The 21,252-nt window shown below is 67.0% G+C and carries 19 protein-coding genes; 8 read left to right on the plus strand and 11 right to left on the minus strand.

Annotated elements, in window-relative coordinates; translation table 11 throughout:
• Positions 1 to 10: 10 nt before the first annotated feature.
• Entirely contained in the window at positions 11 to 928 is a 918-nt protein-coding gene (locus VV02_RS17555) for an NBR1-Ig-like domain-containing protein (protein ID WP_052593560.1), read from the minus strand.
• 318 nt (positions 929 to 1,246) lie between these two features.
• On the opposite strand from VV02_RS17555, the gene VV02_RS17560 reads away from it, so the two are divergent.
• Both VV02_RS17560 and VV02_RS17565 read left to right on the plus strand, forming a co-directional pair.
• Entirely contained in the window at positions 1,247 to 2,116 is an 870-nt protein-coding gene (locus VV02_RS17560) for a C40 family peptidase (protein WP_157063441.1), read from the plus strand.
• Positions 2,117 to 2,156: 40 nt separating this feature from the next.
• Positions 2,157 to 2,924 (plus strand): CHAP domain-containing protein, encoded by a 768-nt coding sequence (locus tag VV02_RS17565; RefSeq protein WP_052593564.1) that lies wholly within the window; start codon positions 2,157 to 2,159, stop codon positions 2,922 to 2,924.
• Between the two features lie 66 nt (positions 2,925 to 2,990).
• Here the strand turns inward: VV02_RS17565 and VV02_RS17570 are convergent, their stop codons facing one another.
• The 4 genes from VV02_RS17570 to VV02_RS17585 all read right to left on the minus strand — a co-directional run bounded on the left by VV02_RS17570 (position 2,991) and on the right by VV02_RS17585 (position 6,567).
• Positions 2,991 to 3,806, minus strand: a complete 816-nt coding sequence (locus tag VV02_RS17570) for an LLM class flavin-dependent oxidoreductase (RefSeq protein ID WP_052593567.1) — start codon at positions 3,804 to 3,806, stop codon at positions 2,991 to 2,993.
• A 41-nt stretch (positions 3,807 to 3,847) separates the two neighbouring features.
• On the minus strand, positions 3,848 to 5,482 hold the full coding sequence (locus tag VV02_RS17575; RefSeq protein WP_083450253.1) for a peptide-N4-asparagine amidase: 1,635 nt from the start codon (positions 5,480 to 5,482) through the stop codon (positions 3,848 to 3,850).
• A gap of 84 nt (positions 5,483 to 5,566) precedes the next feature.
• Entirely contained in the window at positions 5,567 to 6,202 is a 636-nt protein-coding gene (locus VV02_RS17580) for an HD domain-containing protein (protein WP_052593572.1), read from the minus strand.
• 2 nt (positions 6,203 to 6,204) lie between these two features.
• Complete coding sequence (locus VV02_RS17585; protein WP_052593574.1) at positions 6,205 to 6,567, minus strand: hypothetical protein; 363 nt, start codon at positions 6,565 to 6,567, stop codon at positions 6,205 to 6,207.
• Positions 6,568 to 6,705: 138 nt separating this feature from the next.
• On the opposite strand from VV02_RS17585, the gene VV02_RS17590 reads away from it, so the two are divergent.
• From VV02_RS17590 to VV02_RS17600, 3 genes are all read left to right on the plus strand, one after another.
• Positions 6,706 to 7,362, plus strand: coding sequence for a CPBP family intramembrane glutamic endopeptidase (locus tag VV02_RS17590; RefSeq protein WP_083450254.1), 657 nt, complete (start codon positions 6,706 to 6,708; stop codon positions 7,360 to 7,362).
• Positions 7,359 to 8,330 carry an NAD(P)H-binding protein gene (locus VV02_RS17595; protein WP_052593577.1) on the plus strand — a complete coding sequence of 324 codons (972 nt, stop codon included), beginning with the start codon at positions 7,359 to 7,361 and terminating at the stop codon, positions 8,328 to 8,330. The genes VV02_RS17590 and VV02_RS17595 overlap by 4 nt, the downstream gene beginning before the upstream one ends.
• Before the next feature lie 78 nt (positions 8,331 to 8,408).
• Entirely contained in the window at positions 8,409 to 9,986 is a 1,578-nt protein-coding gene (locus VV02_RS17600) for an alkaline phosphatase D family protein (RefSeq protein ID WP_052593580.1), read from the plus strand.
• Positions 9,987 to 10,036: 50 nt separating this feature from the next.
• Here the strand turns inward: VV02_RS17600 and VV02_RS17605 are convergent, their stop codons facing one another.
• A complete protein-coding gene (locus VV02_RS17605; RefSeq protein WP_052593583.1) occupies positions 10,037 to 10,708 on the minus strand; it encodes a hypothetical protein in 672 nt (223 codons plus the stop codon).
• Positions 10,709 to 10,829: 121 nt separating this feature from the next.
• Positions 10,830 to 12,326, minus strand: a complete 1,497-nt coding sequence (gene zwf / locus VV02_RS17610) for a glucose-6-phosphate dehydrogenase (RefSeq protein ID WP_052593585.1) — start codon at positions 12,324 to 12,326, stop codon at positions 10,830 to 10,832.
• A 104-nt stretch (positions 12,327 to 12,430) separates the two neighbouring features.
• Between zwf and VV02_RS17615 the strand changes: the two genes are divergently transcribed.
• Positions 12,431 to 12,916 carry a hypothetical protein gene (locus tag VV02_RS17615; RefSeq protein ID WP_052593587.1) on the plus strand — a complete coding sequence of 162 codons (486 nt, stop codon included), beginning with the start codon at positions 12,431 to 12,433 and terminating at the stop codon, positions 12,914 to 12,916.
• An 80-nt stretch (positions 12,917 to 12,996) separates the two neighbouring features.
• Complete coding sequence (locus tag VV02_RS26465) at positions 12,997 to 13,485, plus strand: hypothetical protein (RefSeq protein ID WP_157063442.1); 489 nt, start codon at positions 12,997 to 12,999, stop codon at positions 13,483 to 13,485.
• Here the strand turns inward: VV02_RS26465 and VV02_RS17625 are convergent, their stop codons facing one another.
• The 4 genes from VV02_RS17625 to VV02_RS17640 form a co-directional block, all read right to left on the minus strand.
• Positions 13,486 to 15,717, minus strand: coding sequence for an MMPL family transporter (locus tag VV02_RS17625; protein WP_052593590.1), 2,232 nt, complete (start codon positions 15,715 to 15,717; stop codon positions 13,486 to 13,488). It abuts the gene before it with no gap.
• Between the two features lie 243 nt (positions 15,718 to 15,960).
• Complete coding sequence (locus VV02_RS17630; protein WP_052593593.1) at positions 15,961 to 18,864, minus strand: vitamin B12-dependent ribonucleotide reductase; 2,904 nt, start codon at positions 18,862 to 18,864, stop codon at positions 15,961 to 15,963.
• A 23-nt stretch (positions 18,865 to 18,887) separates the two neighbouring features.
• Positions 18,888 to 19,394, minus strand: a complete 507-nt coding sequence (gene nrdR, locus VV02_RS17635) for a transcriptional regulator NrdR (RefSeq protein ID WP_052593595.1) — start codon at positions 19,392 to 19,394, stop codon at positions 18,888 to 18,890.
• A gap of 431 nt (positions 19,395 to 19,825) precedes the next feature.
• Positions 19,826 to 20,218 carry a LysM peptidoglycan-binding domain-containing protein gene (locus tag VV02_RS17640; RefSeq protein ID WP_052593597.1) on the minus strand — a complete coding sequence of 131 codons (393 nt, stop codon included), beginning with the start codon at positions 20,216 to 20,218 and terminating at the stop codon, positions 19,826 to 19,828.
• A 267-nt stretch (positions 20,219 to 20,485) separates the two neighbouring features.
• Between VV02_RS17640 and lexA the strand changes: the two genes are divergently transcribed.
• A complete protein-coding gene (gene lexA / locus VV02_RS17645; protein WP_052593599.1) occupies positions 20,486 to 21,205 on the plus strand; it encodes a transcriptional repressor LexA in 720 nt (239 codons plus the stop codon).
• Positions 21,206 to 21,252: the final 47 nt, after the last annotated feature.

Below are 21,252 nucleotides of genomic sequence, written 5' to 3' on the forward strand. Positions count from 1 at the left end.
ACTGCGTGGATCAGCTGGCGACGACGACCTTGAACGCCAGCGGCGGCTGCCCCGGGGAAATGACTCGGCTGGCGGCGTCCTTCATGACCCAGCGGATATCGCACGTCCCGCTGTGGTCCGCGGCGACCACCTCGACCCGCACCTGAACCGCCTGGCCGGGCGCGACCGTCGGCACGTCGATCCGCTGCGCGGTCTCGCAGGCTGCCGCGCCACGGGCGACGTCAGTCCGCTCGAGCCGACGTGCCGTCCACGCGGACGTGCCGGTGTTGCGCACCTTCCAGACGGTGGTGAAGCGCTCCTTCGGGCTGACGCTGGAGCAGTCGGGCACGGACGGGTCAGCCTCGAGTGCAAAGCCATCCTGGCCCGCGGCGCTCGCCGTGAGGGTTCGTGCCAACGCGTTGCACGCAGTCCCGGCCGAGCTGCTGACCGTCGCGGCGGCCGGCAGCTGCTCGGGGACCTGCTCGATGCTCGTCGCGCCGGATCCGCCCATCTCAGCAGCGGCAGCAACCGGTGGCGCATCGAGCAGGAGTGGACGGACAAGAAGCAGTACGGCCATCGCGGCGGCCGCGGCCACGAGTGCGATGAGTGCCCAGCCGGCCGACTGCGAACCAACTCGACGCAGCACCGACGGGCGCGCGGAGTGGCCGGCAAGGGAGAGCTGAGCCGGAGCCGGGAGGTCGGCGACGTCGTACGCGGGAGTCTCGGTGGCCGTGTGCGTCACCTGGGTGTCGACGGGGTTCACCACGGGCAACGGACCACTGCCACGCGTGACCATGCGGTGCGCCCGCTCCCAGTCGGTCTTCCACCGGCGCGGATCCGACCCGCACGCGAGCACGAACTGCTCCGTGGTGATCCAGGTCGGCAACCGAGAACCGAGGGTCGCCTCGTGAAGCGTGGTGTGGGAGATGCAGCCCGAGCGACGCGCCATCTCTCTAAAGGATGGGGTTCCAGCGGTCTGACGTAGGTCGATCAATGCCTGAACAAACTGCCTGACGGCGGCCCGGCCTTCTTCGCGCTGCATAGCGCCAACTCCCTTGATCTGCCGCCGTTTCCGGCGGGATGGCGACTCCCTGTCCGAGCCGCACTCCGTCCGTCAGACGTCTGTAAGGCGGTGTCAGATCCCTCGGATCTTGGGCGATTTGGCGAGGGGGCTCCGTCAACGTTCATGCCACGCCGCATGAGCCGGGACAGGCCAGGCTCGACGCCACATCAGCGGCATGTGGACATCCCCCAGGAGGGCAGCTTCATGAACCGCACCATTGCTCGTCGTACAGCAGTCATCGCGCTCGGCGCCTCGCTCGCTGGTGGGGGCGCTCTTGCCGTCGCCTCGCAGAGCGACGCCGCACCGGGCAAGGTCCACACCGCCAGCTCCAGCCTCACGGTCCGCTCCGGACCCTCGGCGAGCGCCAAGGCTGTCGGCTCGCTCAAGAAGGGCGCCAAGGTCGACATCAAGTGCCAGATGTACGGCAGCACCGTCAAGGGCACCTACGGCACCTCCAACGTCTGGGACCGGATCGGCACCGGCCGCTACGTCTCCGACGCCTACATCTACACCGGCTCCGACGGCTTCGTCGCCCCCAAGTGCGGCGGCGGCAACACTCCTCCGCCCACGAGCAACGTGCACGGACGTAACAACGGTCCGGCCGGCCCCAAGAGCGGCAGCCGCTCGCAGAAGGTCGAGCGCGTCGTCAACGCGGCCCTGTCGCAGACCGGGAAGGGACTGTCCTACTCGTGGGGCGCGGGCGGCAAGGGCGGCCCGTCGTACGGCATCTCCTCACCCTCCCCGAGCGGCTACCACGACTACAACCGGTTCGGCTTCGACTGCTCCGGCCTGACGCTCTACTCCTACTGGAAGGGCATCGGCAAGGACATCGGTCCGGCCACGAGCTACCAGTACAACTCCGGCACGAAGGTCTCGATCAACAAGCGCCAGCGCGGCGACCTGATCATGTGGGGCTCGAGCGGCGGCGGCAGCACCTACCACGTCGCGCTCTACCTCGGGAACAACAAGATCGTCGAGGCCAGCTCGCCCCGCAGCAGCAAGAGCGTCCACGTCCGTTCCTGGAGCCCCAACGAGAGCGGCGTCATGAGCAGCGTCGTCCGCATCATCAAGTAACCACCTCCACCCCACACACGTACTGAGAAGGGAACGAGTCATGAAGAACACCAAGACGATTCGCCGGTCCGCTGCCGTTGGTCTCACGATGGCCCTCGCTGGTGGAGGTGCTCTTGCCGTCGCCTCGCAGAGCGACGCCGCACCGGGCAAGGTCCACACCGCCAGCTCCAGTCTCACCGTCCGCTCCGGCCCCTCGGCCGGCGCCAAGGCCGTCGGCTCGCTCAAGAAGGGCGCCAAGGTCGACATCAAGTGCCAGACCTACGGCACCACCGTCAAGGGCACCTACGGCACCTCCAACGTGTGGGACCGGATCGGCACCGGTCGCTACGTCTCCGACGCCTACATCTACACCGGCTCCGACGGCTTCGTCGCACCCAAGTGCGGCGGGACCAGCACGCCCAAGCCGCCGCCCTCGAGCAACAAGGGCCGCAAGTGGGGCAAGACCGCGTCGTACAACGGCGGCGCGAGCGGTCAGTGCACCTGGGGCGCCAAGGAGAAGTTCAAGAAGTACTCCGGCAAGTACCCGGCGATCTACGGCAACGCCAAGGACTGGTTCGGCTCGGCGAAGGCCAATGGAGGGACCACGACGTACACCCCGTCCGCCAACGCGATCGTCGTCTTCCAGCCCGGCGCTCAGGGCGCGAACCGCACGTACGGCCACGTCGCATGGGTCAACTCGGTCCAGAAGACCAGCCACGGCACCTACGTCCACATCACCGAGATGAACTGGAAGGGCAAGTACATCTACAACACGCGCACCGTGAAGGACGTCAGCGGGATGGGCTACATCCTCGCCCCGCACAAGTAGACACCTACACAAATTGACTGCAGTAGCACGCATGCGTGCTACTGCAGTCAATTTGTGCTGGACGAGCTACTTGCCTTTCAGCCGGTCGACGACGGGAGCCATGGCCTGCATGCCGGCCTGGTTGACCGTCACGTACGACACCCCGATCTCCTCGCGCCGCCGCTGCAGCTCTTCGACCATCTGGTCCGGTGACCCGCGCAGCAGCACCAGCGAGTCCTGCTCGATCAGGGTCTGCGCGTCGATGCCGATCGCGTTCTGCACCCAGCCGGGGACGTCGTCCCCCGCCGAGAACAGGTTCATCGAGATCTCGATGTCCTGAGCGCGATCGCCGGCCTTCTCCCGGAGGCCGTCAGCCACGCCACGAACCTCCTCGCGCGTCGCCAGCGGGCCGGCCCCGAGTGCGATGATGTCGGCGGTCTCGACAGCCAGGTCCATGGCCTTCGGGCCGTACGCCGCCACCATGACCGGAGTCCGTACGTCGCCGTCCAGCTCCCTCAGGTCCCGCACCGCCTGGCGCACCAGGTCACGGCGCTCAGCGGCCGAACCCCAAGGCATACCAAGCCTTTCGGTGAACTCCTTGGCCGCCGGTCGCCCGGTCCCGATACCGAGCATGAACCGGCCGTCCGTCAGCGCCGTCATCGAGTGCGCTTCCCAGGCGACCAGGTGCGGCGGTCGCATCGGCGCCGCCACCACGAAGGTGGCGACGTCGAGGTCGGCGACCCCCGCAGCCAGCGCCAGCGAAGGGAACGGTGACGGCAGCTGCAGCCCGTCAGGCATCAGCAGCGTGGAGTAACCGAGATCAGCGACCTGGCGAGCGAGCCCCGTCCACTGGTCGTTGTTCTGCGGCGTGGCGACGACACCGAAACGAAAAGCGTGAGCCATGGGCGATCATCTCCTCGCTCCCTGACGGTACGCCGCCGAGGTCAGCAGCGGGTCTTGCTGCCCTCCCGCGTCACCACACCGTTCTGAGTCGCGATCTGACCATGCCAGCATCCGTCGGACGCCCGGGTACTGAAGTCCTGACTCGACGTCCCTGTGGCCCGGCGCTCCTCGCGAGGCACGATGTAGTTCCAGGTGGCCCGGCCGGCGTACGCGTTGTCCCAGGAGGTCCACGCTCCACGGGACGGGCCGCGGGCGACGAGCTGGTTGCCGCGGTCGGTGACCTTGATGTCCGTCGTGATGTCCCCAGCCGTTGTGGTGTCGATCCGACCGGTCAGGTCATAGCCGAAGCTCCAGGGCGCGTAGGTCGCTGGGCCGCGGCCCGCTGCGGTTCGGACGAATCCGGTGTCGGTCATCGTGGTGCTCTGGCCGTCCGTCGTCTCACCGTCCGCCCAGTAGTGGTGAGTCTTCTGCGCCACCTCGCGGTGCACCGTCGTCGTCACCGGTCCGTGCGAGGTGTTCAGCGTGCCAGTGGTCGTCAGTCCGTGCCGGCCGTTCAGGTCTGCCGTGAAGTACGCCCCGTCCTGACCGGTCGTGTTGCTGACCGCAGGGGTGGTCTGCTGAGGTGCGCGCACGGTCCCCGTCACCCGCGTCGAGTGCTCGTCCTGCCAGCTGCGGAAGGCCACTGGGACGTCCCAGCCACCACCGGCAGCACCGTCGACCTTGATGCTGACCTGATGCGCCTTGCCGTCCGTCATGCTCGCGACGAACGGTGTGAGGTCGAGCTGAACTGGCTTGATATCAAACGCTCTTGGCGCCGGGAGGACGTACCAGAGGAACGGGTTGGACCAGCCGCCGGTGTAGATGTGCGGGTAGGGCGTCGCGATCCCCGCGAGCCGACCGTCCACGTAGACCTGCAGCTCGCGCCACGGCCCTTGATCGGTCTTGCACCAGTAGTCGTCGGGACTCTTGGTCGGCGCCGCGGTGTACCAGAACTCCTCGCAACCGCCACCCGAGCCGGTCGCATAGACGTCGGCGACCAGGCGCTCGGTGTTGGGCTTGATCGTCAACGTGCCGTGCGTGTCACCCGCTCCCCCGGTCGGGTCGGCCAGTGGCTGCACCTGCTCAGCGCCCTTCGCCGCCGGCCATCTCGCCGACGTGCCGTAGAACGTGAGGTCGACCGTGACATCGAGCACGCCGGTGTAGGTGTCATCGACGACGTTGCCGATCGACATCTGCACCTCCTGAGGGGAGCGCAGCAGCGTCGCGTAGTCCGTGACGTCGCGCTCGACGCTCCACTCGATGCCGTCGGCGGAGGGCTCGGGCGTGCTCGTCTTGAAGACCGGCACGCCGCCGACCTTGAGCCAGCCGAGGCGGTCGTACTGCCGGCCCTTCACGGCGCCGTGCATCGTGAGCACGACCTTGCTCCAGTCACCGGCGCACTGGGCCGGCGGCGTGAACGCACTGGTGTAGACGTTGAAGTCACGGAAGCCGTGATCGACGATCCGACTCGTGCAGCTCTTGGTGTTCGGCTTGGCGATCGGACGGTCCGCGGTGCGCGGGTTGTCGTGGTCGCTGCCGAAGTACGGCGGTACGTCCGCCGCGCCGCTCGTCGCCGCGGTGCCGGCCATGAGGGCCAACGCTCCCAGGGTCGCTGCCATCGTTCGTCGGACGCTCATCGCGGGACCACCTTCTCGCTCAGCAGGGTAAGACCGGAGGTCACGTTATCGATCACACGTCACCCACGGACCCAATTGAGCCAGTCAGGCGTCGGACAGCTCGCGCGTCACGTTGGCCCGGGCCTCGGCTTCCCAGTGCTCCTGGGCGTACGCCGTGGTGAACAGTGACGGCTGGTCGAGCAGCGCCTGCAAGACCGCGGCGCGCCCGGTGGCGAAGGCGTCGTCGGGCACGGCGGCGTACTCCGCCCGGACATCCTGCACGTAGGCGTCGTAGCGCTCCAGCCCCGAGGCGAGGATCGCCAGGTCGGCGTCGAAGAGCACGGCCGCGTTGACGTCGCCGGCCGTCGAGGCGTGAGTCGCGGTCCCGCGTACGAGGCGGGCCACCTCGGCGACAACACTCCAGGCCACGCCGGCCGACGTGAGCCAGACCTCCGCGCGCTGGGCCGAGAGCTCCTCGTTGCTCGCCCGCGCGGTCCAAGGCACCGCGACGTCGTAGACCACGTCGTGGAAGTACGCCGCCAGCACGATGGCTGGTCGGTCGATCCGCAGGTCCGGCGAGGCCGTACAGATCTCATCGATGCGGTCGAGCACCTCGGCCAGGTGCTGCACATCGTGGTAGTGCCGCCAGGGTTGTTCGTACGCCGCCACGAGGCGCTCCCCCAGCGTCACCTGATCGCGCAGCGGCCAGGCGTGCCGCGCCCGGTCGGAGGCCGCGGACATCGTCAGTCGCGGTAGGCGATCTGCGTCTTGAGCTGACCGTCCGCGACCGTGGCATCGACGGTCTCCAGGCGACGGTCACGTGGCTGGTTGACCAGCGGAGCGGCCGTCTCGTTGAGCGCCTGGACGAACTTCTTGCCCGACATCATCGGCTGCCCGTCAGACGTGAGCTGGACGCGCGTCACACGCTGCACGTCGTCGAACATCACTGTCGCCATGACCTGCTCGGGGTCACCACCGAGCCGCTCCACCTCGGCAGCGCACTCCCGTCCGAGCTGGTCGGCGAGCTCGAGCAGCGCGGAAGGGGCAAGCGGCTCACCGCCGGCCTCTGCGCGCGGCTCCTCTTTGTTCCTGTTCCAGATAGCCACGGCGACACCATAGGGACAAAGGGGCCGTGCGCGCAGGACACTCGCACCGCGGGTCTCACATCCACCACACCCGAAGGGACGTACGGCCGGGTCCGCTCTCGTGGCAGGCTCGACACCACGAGCCGGGAGGCGGTGAGCATGGCGGCAGCAGGAGCGCGTACGCGCCGCATTCTCGTGTGCGCGATCACCGCAGTCGTCGGCACGGTCCTGCTTGCTCTCTCGCTCGGCACCGCGCCGGGCGACTCACGGTTCTACGGACTCACGCTCGCCCTGGCCGCGACCTGGGGTCTGGGAGCTGCCCTCTCCGGGCCGCTTCCCCTGTGGCGGTCGCGGGCCGGCGACCGCCCGGGGCAGGCTGCGCGACCAGCCCTGGCCGGCGTACTGACAGGGCTGAGCCTGACGCTCGTGTCCACCATGGGCGCGCTCGTGCTGGCTCAGGTGGAGTCCCTCCGGTCCGCCATCGACGACGTCATCGACATTGCGCAGCAGGGCAGCTATCCGGTTGTCGTGCTGCTCGCCCTGCTGACGGGTTCGGTCGAGGAGCTGTTCTTCCGCGGCGCGCTCTACGACGCGCTGCGTGACTGGCACCCGGCCGAGGTGACCGTGGCGGCGTACGCGCTCATCACCGTTGCGACCGGCAACCTCATGCTGATCGTGGCGGCCGTCCTGCTCGGCGGGGTCACGGCGCGACAGCGCCAGGTCACCGGCGGCGTCCTGGCCCCAATACTCACCCACGTGATCTGGTCACTGGGCATGGTGTCGGTGCTCCCTGCAGTCCTGGAGGTCACGTCATGACACGTCGGGTTCTCGTTACTGGAGTCACCGGATATCTCGGGTCCAGGCTGGTGGTCCCACTTCTCGAATCTGGTTGGGACGTCAGGGTTCTCGCGCGTACGCCGGCCAAGCTCGACCGACACCCGTGGCGCAGCCAGGTGGAGGTTGTGCAGGGCGACGCGACCGATACGGACACCGTCGAAGCCGCGATGCAGGACGTCGCTGTCGCCTACTACCTCCTGCACTCGATGGATGGTGCCGGTGACCTCGCGGATCGCGATCATGAGATGGCCAAGACCTTCGCCGACGCGGCTGCGGCGGCCGGCGTCGAGCGCATCGTCTATCTCGGCGGGCTCCACCCGGCCGGCCAGGATCTGTCCGAGCACCTCGCGTCGAGGGCGGACGTCGGGCAGGTCTTCCTCGACGGCGAGGTGCCGGCAGTCGTCCTCCAAGCCGCCATCCTGATCGGCTCCGGCTCGGCGTCGTTCGAGATGCTGCGGCACCTCACCCACCGGCTCCCGGTGATGCTCACCCCGCGGTGGGTGCGTAGTCGTATCCAGCCGATCGCGATCGACGACGTCCTCCACTACCTGGTGGGTGCTGCAGATCTCCCGTCGACGGTCAACCGGACCTTCGACGTCGGCGGGCCGGACGTCCTGACCTATCAGCAGATGATCGAGGGATTCGCGGACGTGGCCGGGCTGCACCGCCGCCTGGTCCTGATCGCTCCCGTGCTCACTCCGCAGCTCGCGAGCCTATGGGTCGGACTGGTCACACCGGTCCCGTCATCGATAGCCCGACCGCTGGTCGACAGCCTCGTGCACGATGTCGTGTGCGGTGAGCACGACATCGACCAGTGGGTCCCGGCACCCGAAGGCGGCGCCACGTCGTACACCGAGGCCGTACGCCGGGCGCTCACCCCGCGCGAGGACCTCAGTCCCCCGCCTGCGGCGAGCGTCTGGCCGGGTGACCCCGACTGGGTCGGCTGACAACGGCGTACGACTGCATTCGCCGGCCGTGCATCTGTGGGCCATCGCCGGGTTCCCGGGCCCTTCTTGACTGGACCCATGGACGTCTCACGCAGAAGCCTGCTCATCGGCGCGCTCGGCACCGGCATCGCCGCTGTCCCCTTGATCGCGGAAGCCTCCCCTCTTCGCGTCAGCGCTCGAACCGATCCCTTCACCCTTGGCGTCGCCTCCGGGGACCCGACTGCGGACGGCGTCGTGCTGTGGACCCGCCTGGCCCTCAACCCGCTCGATGAGTCAGGTCTCGGTGGTATGCCGAACCGGCCGGTCAGCGTGCGGTACGAGGTCGCGGACGACGAGAAGTTCCGCCGCGTCGTCCGCCGCGGCGCCCAGGTCGCCCGGCCCGAGTCGGCCCACAGCGTGCATGTCGAGCTGAGCGGTCTGCGTCCGGGCCGGGAGTACTACTACCGGTTCCGCGTCGGTACCCACGTCAGTCCGGCCGGTCGTACGGTCCTCGCGCCGGCCGGCCACGAGCTCGCGTCCGGCCTCTCGATGGCCTTCGCCTCGTGCTCGCAGCTCGAGCACGGCTGGTTCACGGCGTACCGGCGGATGGCCGAGGACCAGCCCGACCTCGTGCTGCACCTCGGCGACTACCAGTACGAGTACAAGGCCGGTGCCTACGAAGGGCGAGGAGGCAACGTACGAGATCACGCCGGTCCCGAGACCGTCGACCTCGCGAGCTATCGCCTGCGTCACGCGCAGTACAAGAATGACCCCGATCTGCAGGCGGCGCACGCCATCGCGCCGTGGCTGGTGGTCTTCGACGACCATGAGGTCGACAACAACTGGGCAGATGAGGTCCCTGAGAACACCAAGGCGGATGAGTGGAACGACACGGCTGCGCGCTTCCGCGTCCGTCGTGCCGCCGCGTTCAAGGCGTACTACGAGAACATGCCGTTGCGCCACTCCAGCATCCCGAACGGGCCGGACATGCAGATCTACCGTCGCCTGCAATGGGGCCGGCTCGCCAGCTTCCACATGATGGATACTCGCCAGTACCGCGACGACCAGGCGTGCGGCGACAGCTGGCAGAAGAACTGTGACGCCCGCCTCGACGAGAGCCGGACGATCACCGGTCCACGCCAAGAGCGTTGGCTGCTCGAAGGATTCAAGGCTTCCCGGGCCCGGTGGGACATCCTTGGTCAGCAGGTCTTCTTCGCCGAGAAGGACCGCAACGCCTCCGCAGACATCACCGACGTGTCGATGGACGGATGGGACGGGTACGCCGCGTCTCGCCGACGGATCACGCAGGGCTGGGTCGACGCGCGCGTACGCAACCCGATCGTGCTGACCGGCGACGTGCACCGCAACTGGGCCAACGACCTCAAGGTCGACTACCGCGACCCGAGCGCACCCGTCGTCGGATCCGAGCTGGTCTGCACCTCGATCACGTCCACCGGTGACGGAGACGGCTCGACGGTCGAGCCCACCATGCCGACCAACCCCCACCTGAAGTTCTACAGCGACGACCGTGGCTACGTCCGTACGCGCATCACCCCGGGCGCGATGCGGGCCGACTTCAGGGTGATCGATTCGGTTGCTACGCAAGGCGGTTCGGTCTCCACGAAGGCGTCTTACCAGGTGCTTGACGGTCAGCGCGGACTGCAGCGCGCGCTCTGAACGGACCGGGGCGTCCGCGACCAGCACGGTCGCGGACGCCCGAAGCGTGATCAGCTCTTGCCGGGTGTGCAGGGCGGCGGGTCCGCAGGCGGCTTGACGTCACCGGTGGCGTACGGCAGTGGCGCGTCCTTGACCTGATAGCCGCGACCGGAGGCGTACGACGTGAACGGCGCCGGTGCCATGCCCATCCGATGGCATCGACCGTCCACAACGCCCCATGAGAAGCCCATCCGGTCGAACTTCTTGCCACGTGGGTCGTCGTAGACCGAGAACGACATCCGCTCGCCCTTGGGGAAGTCCACGCCACCGTCCACGACACCGGAGACCACGGCCACGGGACCGGTCGCCATGACGTAGTCGACCTTGACGCTCCCCTTGTGGTGCTTGATCGAGCCATCGGGCATCGGCTCCGGGTGGTCGATCTTGACGCTGCCATGAGCAGCGCCGAAGACGATCTGGCCGTTCTCGATCTTGTAGGGGTTGCCATGAGCGTCAAACGTGAAGCGCCGCAACGGGTTCTGCGGGTCGACGCTGTAGCGCACCCAGGCGTCGCCGGTCACGTGACCTTCGGTGTGAGGCTGCACGACCGCCGCGAGGGTGCCAGTCGCGTGCGGTGCAGCGACCGCGCGAGTGCCCTGGACGAGGGCCGCGCAGCCCAGGACCGCCACGACGGCCGTTGCGGCAAGAGTTCGTTTGCGTGCTCGGGTCAGGCTCGGATTCATCTGTGGCTCCTGGTCAGTTCGTCCGGACGGTCTGTCCGTTCCGTCGAACTTCCCAGTGCTGCAACGGTTCTCGGCTCCCTCGCAGGTGGGGTACCACTCCCACGCTGGTGTGGGATCCGCCTCAGCTGCTCGGCTTGCTCTCCCGCCAGGTGCGCTCGAAGGGCAGCCGCCACGCGTGCGGAGCGACCAGCTGGTGGATGGCGTTCGGTCCCCAGCTGTCCTGCGGGTAGGGCTTGACCAAGGGTGGGTCGTCCAGCAACGCCGCCGATCGCTCCCACAGGCTCTCGATGCCTTCGGACGTGGTGAACAACGTGTGGTCCCCGCGCATCGCATCGAGGATCAGCCGCTGGTAGGCCTCGAGGACGTCCTCCGCCTCCTGCGTCTCTCGGGTGGCGAACTGCATCGACAGCTTCTCCAGGCGCATCCCGGGTCCCGGTCGCTTGCCATAGAACGAGAGCGAGAGCTTGGAGGCGTCAGCCAGGTCGAAGGTGAGGTGGTCCGGCCCCTGCGTCCCGACTCCCGAACCGGGCGGGAACATGCTCTTGGGCGCCTGGCGGAAGGCGATCGAGATGATCCGCTGCCCCTCAGCCAGCCGTTTGCCCGTACGCAGGTAGAACGGCACGTCCGCCCAGCGCCAGTTGTCGATCTCGCACTTCATGGCGATGAACGTCTCGGTGTCGGAGTCCGGCGACACGCCCTCCTGGTCGCGGTAGCCGGCGTACTGACCCCGCACGACGTTCTGCGGGTCGATCGGCATCAGCGACCGGAAGACCTTGTTCTTCTCCTCGCTGATCGCGCGCGGCTCCAGCGCGGTCGGCGGCTCCATCGCGACGAACGCGAGCACCTGCAGCAGGTGCGTCACGACCATGTCCTTGTACGCCCCGGTCGCCTCATAGAACTCGGCCCGGTTGTCGAGGCCGAGCTTTTCGGGGATGTCGATCTGCACGTGGTCGATGAAGGTGCGGTTCCAGATGGGCTCGAAGAGTCCGTTGGCGAACCGGAAGGCCAGGATGTTCTGGGCCGCCTCCTTGCCAAGGAAGTGGTCGATCCGGAAGATCTGATCCTCCGAGAACGTCTGGTGTATCTCGGCATTCAGCGCTACGGCGCTCGCCAGGTCGGTGCCGAACGGCTTCTCCATCACGACCCGCGAACGGTCGACCAGGTCTGCGGCAGACAGCATGGCGATCACCGCGCGGGCCGCCTTCGGCGGGACGCTCAGGTAGTGCAGGCGGCGTACGCCCTCGCCCAGCTCGGCCTCGGCGTCCTTGACGGCCTTGGCCAACGCCTCCGGCCCGGCGCCCTGCGGCACATAGTGCAGGCGGGCCGCGAACTCCTTCCAGTCCGCATCCGTGAGCGGCTTGGCGCTGAACTCGTCCAACGCCTTCTTGGCGAAGTCACGGAAGCCCTCGTCGTCGTACTCCTCGAGCGACGTACCGACGACCTGTACGTCCGGAGTCAGGTCGGACAGCGTCAGGTGCGCGAGACCAGGAATCAGCTTGCGCCGACCCAGGTCGCCGGTCGCGCCGAACAGCACGACGACATGCGGCGCGGTTGGCTCGCTGTCCAGCCGTCGCCGGCTGCTCGGGTGCGGGTAGGCGATGCTCTCGTCGTTGCCCATGAGTCCGATCCTGCCACCGGAACGGGGAACCGCGCTGGTGGCCCGCCGCGTCCGTTCTGAGGGCGGCTGGCCGGTCGCCCGATGACAGGAAGAAAGGCCCCACGATGAACAAGAAGCTGCTCGCCTCAACACTGGCCGGCGCCGCGCTCGCCTCCACCGGAGCTCTTGCCATGAGCAGCGGTGCGGATGCAGCGCCGGGCGCGGTCAGATACAGCATCGTGTCGCAGTGCAAGGGTTCGATCGTCGAGAGTGGTCCGCTGCGCAACCTCTACGAGCGCAAGCACGGAGAGTGGCAGCTCTGGTACTCCTCCGCCAACAACGGCACGAACTGCCTCATGGTCTTCGACCGGGCGACCGGTAGCCACCAGATGGACGCCGGCCTGGCCATCAAGGGCGCGCCGGGCTTCGGCAAGGAGGACAGTGGCACGTTCTCCTCGTACGCCGGCGGCATCCAGGCGACCAACACCAACAACCGTTGCGTGTGGATCCAAGGCAGCGTCACCTACCCCGGGTCGATGGGCGGGCTGCACGGCGTCCTGCTCAGCAAGAGCGGAGCCGTTCGCAACAGCAAGTGGATCCACTGCGGCTGACCACCAAACAGCGACACGATGGGCCCGGAGCGAGTATCGCTCCGGGCCCGTCCAAGGTTGACTCAACCCGGAGGTCCGCCATGTCACATGATCCACAGACCACGAGCCGGCCCGCCCTACGCGCGTCCCTTGCCGTCGTGACAGCCGCGCTCGCGCTGACCGCCTGCCAGGACGAGGCTCACGTCCCGTCCGGGCCAGGGCCATCCCCGACGTCCTCTGCCTCTGGGCCCGCACGCGCAGGACAGCCGTTCAGACTCGCCGTGGGCCAACGGGTCGAGGTCGACTCACGAGATGCCGTCACCTTCGTCAAGATCGTCGAGGACTCCCGGTGTCCCGCTGACACGGAGTGTGTCTGGGCCGGGCAGGTCAAGGTCGCCGTCCGGCTCCAACCCGTGGGCGTCCCCGCTCGCGACCTGGTCCTGACCTTTCCGATGTCCGCCCGCGACTCCGACCGAGCGACGTACGCCGGCCGCACCCTGCGGCTCACTGCGGTCAGCCCGCGTGCGCAGACCGACTCCGCCACCGTCGTACTGACCCGGGCGAGCAACCCGACGACAACGGCACTCTGACTAACCCGCGCTGACCGGCTCCGGCTCGCCGGACGGACTCGTCGTCGGCGTCGGAACAGTACGGAGGTTCTCGCCCTCGACATCGATGTCCGGAAGGATCTTGTTGAGCCAGCCCGGGATCCACCAGGCCCGCTCATCGAGCAGGGCCATGGCCGTCGGCATGATGACCATGCGTACGAGGAACGCGTCAAACACGATCGCGGCTGCCATCGCGAATCCCATGAGCTTCAGGAAGGTCTCATTGGACAACGTAAACCCGGCGAAGACCGAGATCATGATGATCGCCGCGGCAGTGACAACTCGAGCACCCGCCCGGTAACCGATGCGGATGGCCTCGTGGGTGGACTCCCCGTGGTGATGCTCTTCACGCATCCGACTGACCAGGAACACCTGGTAGTCCATGGCCAACCCGAACACGATGCCGATGAGGAAGATCGGCATGAACACCAGGATCGGGCCGCGATCCTCGGGCTTGATCCAGCCCAGCCAGCCTTCCTGGAAGAACCCGACCGTGACACCGAAGGTTGCCGCGATCGACAACAAGAAGCCCAGTGCCGCGATGAGCGGAATGATCACCGACCGGAAGACGATCATGAGCAGGATGAACGCCAGGCCGACAACCACCACGAGGTACAACGGCAGCTTGCTGGTGAGCGCGTGTGAGAAGTCGGCATTGATCGCCGCCACGCCACCGATGCCGACGTACGCCTTGGTCGACTGCTGGATTCCCGAGGCCTTGTCGCGCACCTGATCGAGCAGCTTTGAGGTCTCCGGTGTCGAAGGTCCACTGCTCGGCACGATCACGAACTGGGCGGCATCACCCTTGCTGTTCGGGATGGGCCCGACAAAGCCACCCGGCGCAATGTGGTCGAGTCCTTTGACCTGTGCGGTGAACTGCTTCTCAGCCGCCTTGAGGTCGCCGCCCGAGCCGCCGTCGATGACGGCGATGAGGGGCGCGGACTTACCGGCGCCGAATGCATCGCTCTGGACTTTGATCGCTGCCTTGTCCGACTGCGCCGCAAAGTCCAGTCCCAGCTCCAGCTTGGAGAGGGGCAGGGCTGCCAGCACCAGGACGGCCACGGCCGCCAAAAGGTACGGCAGCGGATGTTTGGTGAAGGCCGTGCCGATGCGCTGACCGAGGGTTCGGCGATGCACCTTGACCGGAACCCACAGCAACGGAACGCGCGGCTTGAAGATGATGGACTTGAACAGACCAAGGAGCGCCGGCAGCACGGTGAGCGCAACCAGGACCGCGAGAACCACGGTCACCGCCGCGCCGAGACCCATCTGCGAGAGGAACGACATTCCGGTGAGGGACAGGGCGCACAACGCGATAACGACGGTCGCGCCGGCAAAGACCACGGCCGACCCGGCCGTGCCCACCGCGACACCTGCCGCATGTGCGTAGTCGGTCGTGCCCTGAGTCTCGAACCGGTATCGCGAGATGACGAAGAGGGAGTAGTCGATACCGACCGCGAGGCCGATCATCGTGGCCAGACCGGTCGTCGAGGTGCCGAGTGTCAAGAAGGACGTGCCGATGGCGATGATCGACGAGGACAGCCCGATACCGATCATCGCTGCACCGAGCGGCATGAGCGCGGACAGCAGAGCGGCGAACGTGATGATGATGACGATCAGAGCCACTCCGACGCCGACGAGCTCGGCCGGCGGCTCGGAGACGGCCTCGTTGGCCGACCCGGCGGTCTCCACGTTGATCCCGGCGGCCCGACCCTCCTTCTTCGCAGCGGTCATCGCCGCGATCGTCTGATCGGTGACTCCGGTATCGGCTCCGCTCAGCTTGGCCGTCAGCGTGATCGGCAGAGCGGCGACCTTGCCGTCCGGACTCAACGTCTCGGCCGCGCCCGGCCCCCGTGTCGGGTTGACGATCGCGGCGCGCTCAGCAGCACTCAGCTGGGGAATCTCGCGCAGCTTGGCGATCACCTTGTCCACCGCTGCAGCATTTGTGCCTTGAGTGAGCCGCTGGCCGTTGGTCGACTGAAAGACGACAGTGGCCGTTGCGGCGTCAGTGCTGGCGGTCTCCGGGAACTTCTTCTGCAAGACCTCCTGCGCCTTGACGGCCTGACTGCCCGGAAGGTTGAAATCGTCCTTGAACGGTTTGGATACCGCTGAACCGATTCCGGCGATGGCCACGATCGCGATGATCCACACCGCGAGTACGGCCCACCATCTGCGGTAGGAGAAGTGGCCGATCTTGTAAAGGAAGGAAGCCATGAATCGCTTTCGTGTCGGTCACGCCGGCGGGGAAAGGATCCGCACGCCCAAGCCGAATCGAAGGCCGTAGCTGCGGAGAAAGCTCGCCCGTCATCGTACGCAACGCCCAGCATGTCGCGGCGTTTGTGACAGGCGCCAAATTTCGTGTTCCCCGGCCTTGTCTTGCCGGTTCTCGAACACACCAAGAACCGGGCACCGCCATGTCGTCATGGTGGTGCCCGGTCCGTGGGTTATCGGATCGTTCTAGCTGCAGCCGCTGGTGCTACCGCAGCCCTCGCACACGTAGCAGCTGCCAGCCGGACGCATCTTGGTGCCGCACGTCATGCACATCGGCGCGTCCGCGGCCTTGCCCTGGAACTTCTCCAGCAGGTCCGCCGAGGAGTGGATCTCTGCCGAGACCTCTCGGACGTCAGCCGCACCCGACCCTGACTTCACGTCGGTGTCGACGGACTCGTCCTCGACCGGGTCAGCCTTCTTGGCCGAGGCCGGCGCCGCCGACTGCGAGTACGACTCGAACTCTCCGGCGACGTCCTCACCGGACTCCTCCGACGACGTCGCATCGGCGTACGAACCGGTCTCGAGCTGACGTGCACGCTCCTCGGCCGTGTGGATGCCGATGAACGAGCGGGTCTCGAAGTCCATGTGGTCCAGCGCCAGGCGACGGAAGACGTAGTCCATGATCGACTGCGCCATCCGGATGTCCGGGTCGTCGGTCATCCCGGCCGGCTCAAACCGCATGTTGGTGAACTTCTCGACGTAGGTCTCCAGTGGCACGCCGTACTGGAGCGCGACAGAGACGGCGACCGAGAACGCGTCCATGACGCCCGCGAGGGTCGAGCCCTGCTTGCCGAACTTCAGGAAGATCTCGCCGAGCTCGCCGTCCGCGTGCGTGCCGGCCGTGAGGTAACCCTCCGCACCGCCGACCGCGAACGACGTGGTCTGGCTGCTGCGACGCTTGGGCAGACGCTTGCGGATCGGGCGGTACTCAATGACCTTCTCGACGCCGGCCTCGCCTGCGGCCTTCTTGCCCTTGGCCGTCGAACCGCCGTCGGACAGCGGCTGGCCGACCTTGCAGTTGTCGCGGTAGACCGCCAGCGCCTTGAGGCCGAGCTTCCAGCCCTCCAGGTGAACCTCCGCGATCTCCTCGACCGTGGCCGTCTCCGGCAGATTGACCGTCTTGGAGATGGCACCGGAGAGGAACGGCTGCGCAGCAGCCATCATCCGGACGTGGCCCATCGCACTGATGGCACGCTCGCCCATCGCGCAGTCGAAGACCTCGTAGTGCTCCTGTTTCAGACCGGGCGCGTCAATGACGTGGCCCTTGTCAGCGATGTGCTCAACGATCGCCTCGATCTGCTCCTGCTGGTAGCCGAGCTTCTTCAGGGCGCGCGGGATGGTCTGGTTGACGATCTGCATCGAGCCGCCACCGACGAGCTTCTTGAACTTGACCAGCGAGAAGTCCGGCTCGATGCCGGTCGTGTCGCAGTCCATCATGAAGCCGATGGTGCCGGTCGGCGCGAGCACCGAGGCCTGCGCGTTGCGGTAGCCGTGCTTGTCGCCGAGCTCGATGACCTCCGCCCAGGCCTTGGTGGCCGCGCGGTGGATGTCGCCGTCCATCACATCGAGCGTGCGGACCTCGTCGTTGGCCGAGCGGTGCTTGCGCATGACGCGCTTGTGAGCCTCGGCGTTGCGGGCATATCCGGCGTACGGACCCACGACAGCGGCGATCTCTGCTGACCGCTTGTAGGAGGCACCGGTCAGCAGCGAGGTGATCGAACCTGCCAGGGCGCGACCGCCCTCAGACTCGTAGCCGTGGCCGGTGGCCATCAGCAGGGCACCGAGGTTGGCGTAACCGATGCCGAGCTGGCGGTAGTCGACGGTGGTCTTGCCGATGGCCTCCGTCGGGAAGTCGGCGAAGCAGATCGAGATGTCCATCGCGGTGATGACCAGCTCGACGACCTTCTGGAAGGTCGCGGTGTCGAACGTGTCGTCGTCCTTGAGGAACTTCAGCAGGTTCAGGGACGCCAGGTTGCAGGAGGAGTTGTCCAGCGACATGTACTCCGAGCACGGGTTGGACGCGGTGATGCGGCCCGTCTCCGGGTTGGTGTGCCAGTCGTTGATCGTGTCGTCGTACTGCAGGCCCGGGTCGGCACACTCCCAGGCGGCCTTGTTGATCTTGTCGAACAGCTCGCGAGCGTCGACCTCCTCGATCACCGAGCCGTCGCTGCGGGAGGTGAGGCCGAACGTCTTGCCCTCCTCGACCGCACGCATGAACTCGTCGCTGACGCGGACCGAGTTGTTGGCGTTCTGGTACTGGACGGAGGTGATGTCCTTGCCGCCCAGGTCCATGTCGAAGCCGGCGTCGCGCAGCGCGCGGATCTTGTCCTCCTCGCGCGCCTTGGTCTCGATGAACTCCACGATGTCGGGGTGGTTGACATCGAGGACGACCATCTTGGCCGCCCGTCGGGTGGCGCCACCGGACTTGATGGTGCCGGCCGACGCGTCAGCGCCGCGCATGAACGAGACCGGACCAGAAGCCGTACCGCCGCTGGAGAGCAGCTCCTTGGAGGAGCGGATACGGGAGAGGTTGAGGCCGGCGCCGGAGCCACCCTTGAAGATGAACCCCTCCTCCTTGTACCAGTTGAGGATCGAGTCCATCGAGTCGTCGACGGACAGGATGAAGCAGGCCGAGACCTGCTGCGGGCTCTTGGTGCCGACGTTGAACCAGACCGGTGAGTTGAACGCGAACACCTGGTGCAGCAGCGTCCACGTCAGCTCGTGCTCGAAGAGCTCCGCGTCCTCGTCGCTGCGGAAGTAGCCGAAGTCTTTGCCGGCCTTGACGTAGGTCAGCACCACGCGGTCGATGAGCTGCTTGAGGCTCTTCTCGCGGACGTCCGTGCCCAGTGCGCCGCGGAAGTACTTGGTCGTGACGATGGTGGAGGCGTTCAGCGACCAGAAGTCGGGGAACTCGACACCGCGCTGCTCGAAGATCGTCTCGCCGGTCTTCCAGTTCTGCTGGACGACATCACGCGACTCCCAGGTCACCTCGTCATAGGGGTGCACGCCGGGCGTGGTGTAGATCCGCTCGACCTTTACACCCTTGCTCTTGCGACGAGCCTGTGACTGCGCGCGCGTCGTCTCCGTCATGGCGACTCTCCCTCTCTCGTTCTTCACTGATCGTCTCGCTGACCACTGACAGTGGTCGTGATGTCTTCGGGTCCGTGCTCGGTGTCGGACTCCACCCGCAGCAGCGTGATCGCGGCCTCGAAGTCCTCGAGGGACTCAAAGGCCTGGTAGACGCTGGCGAATCTCAGGTAGGCGACCTCGTCCAGCAGCCGGAGTGGGCCGAGGATCTCCAGGCCGACGTCGTGCGCGTCGATCTCCGCGACACCCTTGGCCCGGATCGACTCCTCCACCTGCTGGGCCAGGAGCGCGACGTCGTCATCGCTCACCGGTCGCCCCTGACAGGCCTTGCGTACGCCGCTGATCACCTTGCCCCGGCTGAACGGCTCACTGGCGCCGGACCGCTTGACCACGGTCAGGCTGGCGTTCTCCATCGTGGAGAACCGCTTGCCGCAGCTCGGACACTGTCGCCGCCGCTTGATGCAGGTGCCGTCCTCGTTGGTGCGGCTGTCGACCACTCGACTGTCGTTGTGACGGCAGAACGGGCAGTGCATGGCGGCTCCTCTCCACATACGTCGTACGCCGCCCTCACCCGTCATGGTCAACACCGAAATGGGCATAGGAATGCCCGGAGACGGTGCTCTGACGGTGTCCCTCCGCGTCTTCCTGTGGATAAACCTGTGGGTATCCGGTGGATGACCTGGGGACTATATGTGGACGACTTACAGCGGTGTAACTACTAGATATAGGGATCGTAAGACGCCTGGCGCCCAGGTGCAAGATCCGTCGGCCTTGGGTTGTCCAGCAGTCAGATCACTGCAGGTCAGGGACCTGCGGTGGGCGTGTCGCAATGTCCGAATCCGGCGTGTCGCGCGGCGATCGGTGGTACCGGTCGCCACCCACGCCGCACCACCATCGAACGCGCCACGGCCGGGCCGTCCACCACGCGGTGGATGGCCCGGCCGTCACGACGCGTGGTGCGAAGTCAGCCCTGCGGGATCACCAGCCGCTGGCCGGCGCTCACCTGGAGAGAGCTCAGTCGGTTAGCGAGCTGCAACCTGGCCACTCCCTCGTGGACCGGCAGTCCAGGAAGCTCAGCCTGCGCGATCTCACTCAGCGTGGCACCCGGCTCAACCGTCACCACCCGAGTCGGTGGGGTGGAAGGCGAGGACGCCGCGGCGACGGAGGCTGTGACCAGACCCAGCACGGCCAGCGCTCCCGCCAGCAGGAGCATCAGGCGACCGCGCGGCGTCAGCCGAAGGCGCGGCCCCCTCGCCCTGCTCATCACCGGCTCGGGATCGGGCACCACCGTCAGGTGGCGCCGACGCACGGTGGGCGTCGAGCTCTGCGGATGCTCCCAGGCGATGACCGCGCTCATGATCTCCTCCAACCTCTGCTGTGCTGATCCGAACACATGTGCGATGGAACGCTTGTACGATGTATAGCACGGGTGTTCGATGAAGTCGAGACCAACCGCGAACGTCCGCCAGCTCCGCCACCCGCGACATGCGTCGTACAGGTGTTTGAGAACTGTGTCCGAAGTTCATAGGCTTGGCTCACAGATCGAGACTCAACCAGCGACCACTGACATCGCCTTGCGCGACGGTGCTCTGGCCGCGCTAAGACGGGGAACGAGGACCACCAGATGGCCAAGATCCACGAGCTGCCGGAGCCCGACAGCCACGCGCTGACCACGCGTCAGCGGAAGGTGCTGGACGTCATCCGCAACTCGATCGACCGCCGCGGCTACCCGCCGAGCATGCGGGAGATCGGCGAGGCGGTCGGCCTCACGTCTCCGAGCTCCGTCGCGCACCAGCTGTCCATGCTGGAGCGCAAGGGCTACCTGCGGCGTGACCCGATGCGCCCCCGGGCGATGGAGGTCGTGTCACCCGACATGGGCAAGCGCGACCGCGGCTACCGCGGCGGTCCGGTCAGCGCAGCTGCCGAGTCCGGCATCGACGAGACCGGCATCAACGACGAGCGCCCCGAGCCGTCCTACATCCCCGTCGTGGGACGGATCGCAGCGGGCGGCCCGATCCTGGCCGAGGAGGTCGTCGAGGATGTCTTCCCACTCCCCCGGCAGATCGTCGGCGAGGGCGACCTGTTCCTGCTGAAGGTGGTCGGCGACTCGATGGTCGATGCGGCGATCTGCGACGGCGACTGGGTCGTCGTTCACCAGCAGCAGACCGCGGAGAACGGTGACATCGTCGCAGCGATGCTCGACAACGAGGCGACCGTCAAGACGTTCAAGCGCACCCGAGGCAAGGTGTGGCTGATGCCCCACAACGAGGCCTACGAGCCGATCGACGGCGATGAGGCCACCATCCTCGGCAAGGTCACCGCCGTCCTGCGCAGGGTGGTCTGACCAGCTGTCATCGGCCTCCCGCTCTCCATCTCGCGGGATGCCGATGA

It is taken from the genome of Luteipulveratus mongoliensis (genome assembly GCF_001190945.1).
GTDB lineage: Bacteria > Actinomycetota > Actinomycetes > Actinomycetales > Dermatophilaceae > Luteipulveratus > Luteipulveratus mongoliensis.

What these genes read in the sequence shown, in the direction of transcription:
- VV02_RS17575 (WP_083450253.1), bottom strand. Translation starts at nt 5,482, where the DNA reads ATGAGCGTCCGACGAACGATGGCAGCGACCCTGGGAGCGTTGGCCCTC.
- nrdR (WP_052593595.1), bottom strand. Translation starts at nt 19,394, where the DNA reads ATGCACTGCCCGTTCTGCCGTCACAACGACAGTCGAGTGGTCGACAGC.
- VV02_RS17625 (WP_052593590.1), bottom strand. Translation starts at nt 15,717, where the DNA reads ATGGCTTCCTTCCTTTACAAGATCGGCCACTTCTCCTACCGCAGATGG.
- VV02_RS17630 (WP_052593593.1), bottom strand. Translation starts at nt 18,864, where the DNA reads ATGACGGAGACGACGCGCGCGCAGTCACAGGCTCGTCGCAAGAGCAAG.
- VV02_RS17560 (WP_157063441.1), top strand. Translation starts at nt 1,247, where the DNA reads ATGAACCGCACCATTGCTCGTCGTACAGCAGTCATCGCGCTCGGCGCC.
- VV02_RS17615 (WP_052593587.1), top strand. Translation starts at nt 12,431, where the DNA reads ATGAACAAGAAGCTGCTCGCCTCAACACTGGCCGGCGCCGCGCTCGCC.
- VV02_RS17555 (WP_052593560.1), bottom strand. Translation starts at nt 928, where the DNA reads ATGGCGCGTCGCTCGGGCTGCATCTCCCACACCACGCTTCACGAGGCG.
- VV02_RS17600 (WP_052593580.1), top strand. Translation starts at nt 8,409, where the DNA reads ATGGACGTCTCACGCAGAAGCCTGCTCATCGGCGCGCTCGGCACCGGC.
- VV02_RS17570 (WP_052593567.1), bottom strand. Translation starts at nt 3,806, where the DNA reads ATGGCTCACGCTTTTCGTTTCGGTGTCGTCGCCACGCCGCAGAACAAC.
- VV02_RS17580 (WP_052593572.1), bottom strand. Translation starts at nt 6,202, where the DNA reads ATGTCCGCGGCCTCCGACCGGGCGCGGCACGCCTGGCCGCTGCGCGAT.
- zwf (WP_052593585.1), bottom strand. Translation starts at nt 12,326, where the DNA reads ATGGGCAACGACGAGAGCATCGCCTACCCGCACCCGAGCAGCCGGCGA.
- VV02_RS17595 (WP_052593577.1), top strand. Translation starts at nt 7,359, where the DNA reads ATGACACGTCGGGTTCTCGTTACTGGAGTCACCGGATATCTCGGGTCC.
- lexA (WP_052593599.1), top strand. Translation starts at nt 20,486, where the DNA reads ATGGCCAAGATCCACGAGCTGCCGGAGCCCGACAGCCACGCGCTGACC.
- VV02_RS26465 (WP_157063442.1), top strand. Translation starts at nt 12,997, where the DNA reads ATGTCACATGATCCACAGACCACGAGCCGGCCCGCCCTACGCGCGTCC.
- VV02_RS17640 (WP_052593597.1), bottom strand. Translation starts at nt 20,218, where the DNA reads ATGAGCGCGGTCATCGCCTGGGAGCATCCGCAGAGCTCGACGCCCACC.
- VV02_RS17605 (WP_052593583.1), bottom strand. Translation starts at nt 10,708, where the DNA reads ATGAATCCGAGCCTGACCCGAGCACGCAAACGAACTCTTGCCGCAACG.
- VV02_RS17590 (WP_083450254.1), top strand. Translation starts at nt 6,706, where the DNA reads ATGGCGGCAGCAGGAGCGCGTACGCGCCGCATTCTCGTGTGCGCGATC.
- VV02_RS17565 (WP_052593564.1), top strand. Translation starts at nt 2,157, where the DNA reads ATGAAGAACACCAAGACGATTCGCCGGTCCGCTGCCGTTGGTCTCACG.